Origin of the sequence: Frigidibacter sp. SD6-1 (assembly GCF_030143255.1) — a bacterium.
In the GTDB taxonomy this organism is placed as follows: domain Bacteria; phylum Pseudomonadota; class Alphaproteobacteria; order Rhodobacterales; family Rhodobacteraceae; genus TMP-24.
Map to the genome: position 1 here is coordinate 1 of NZ_JARJNR010000030.1, position 1,206 is coordinate 1,206.

At 64.3% G+C, this 1,206-nt stretch carries 1 protein-coding gene; it reads right to left on the bottom strand.

All coding sequences use genetic code 11. The annotated features are described in order from the left end of the window. Window positions 1-28: 28 nt before the first annotated feature. Window positions 29-1,204 (bottom strand): elongation factor Tu, encoded by a 1,176-nt coding sequence (gene tuf / locus P0645_RS19220; protein WP_284166166.1) that lies wholly within the window; start codon window positions 1,202-1,204, stop codon window positions 29-31. Window positions 1,205-1,206: the final 2 nt, after the last annotated feature.

The following is a 1,206-nucleotide window of genomic DNA, read 5'->3' on the forward strand; positions in this document are numbered from 1 at the left end:
GGCCCCGTCCGGTATCCGATGTCCCGACTTACTTCAGGATTTTCGAGACGACGCCGGCGCCGACGGTGCGGCCGCCTTCGCGGATGGCGAAGCGGAGCTTCTCTTCCATCGCGATCGGCGCGATCAGCTCGACCTCGAACTTCAGGTTGTCGCCCGGCATCACCATCTCGGTGCCTTCCGGCAGCTTCACCGTGCCCGTCACGTCCGTGGTGCGGAAGTAGAACTGCGGACGGTAGTTGGCGAAGAACGGCGTGTGGCGGCCGCCTTCTTCCTTGGTCAGGATATAGGCCTCGGCCTCGAAGTTCGTGTGCGGGTTGACCGATTTCGGCTTGCACAGGACCTGGCCGCGCTCGACGCCGTCACGGTCGATGCCGCGCAGAAGGACGCCCACGTTGTCGCCCGCCTCGCCGCGGTCGAGCAGCTTGCGGAACATCTCGACCCCGGTGCAGGTCGATTTCTGCGTCGCGCGGATGCCCACGATCTCAACCTCGTCGCCGACGTTGATCACGCCGCGCTCGACACGGCCGGTCACGACCGTGCCGCGGCCCGAGATCGAGAACACGTCCTCGATCGGCATCAGGAACGGCTGGTCGATCGGACGGTCGGGCGTCGGGATGTAGCTGTCGACCGCATCCATCAGCGCGCGGATCGACGTCTCGCCGATCTCGGGGCTCTCGCCGATCAGCGCCTTGTGCGCCGACCCCTTGATGATCGGGATGTCGTCGCCGGGGAATTCGTACGAGCTCAGCAGCTCGCGCAGTTCCATTTCCACCAGCTCGACCAGTTCCTCGTCATCCACAAGGTCGATCTTGTTCATGTAGACGACGAGTGCGGGAACGCCGACCTGGCGGGCCAGAAGGATATGCTCGCGCGTCTGCGGCATCGGGCCGTCCGAGGCCGCGCAGACGAGGATCCCGCCGTCCATCTGGGCGGCACCGGTGATCATGTTCTTCACATAGTCGGCGTGGCCGGGGCAGTCGACGTGGGCATAGTGACGGTTCGCGGTCTCGTATTCCACGTGCGCGGTCGAGATCGTGATCCCGCGCGCCCGCTCTTCCGGCGCCGCGTCGATCTGGTCATAGGCCTTGAACTCGCCGAAATATTTCGTGATCGCCGCCGTCAGCGTCGTCTTGCCATGGTCAACGTGCCCGATCGTGCCAACGTTAACGTGCGGTTTGTTCCGTTCAAACTTTGCCTTTGCCATAG

Excerpts from the sequence above, each read along its gene's own strand:
- tuf (WP_284166166.1), bottom strand. The coding sequence starts at position 1,204 with ATGGCAAAGGCAAAGTTTGAACGGAACAAACCGCACGTTAACGTTGGC.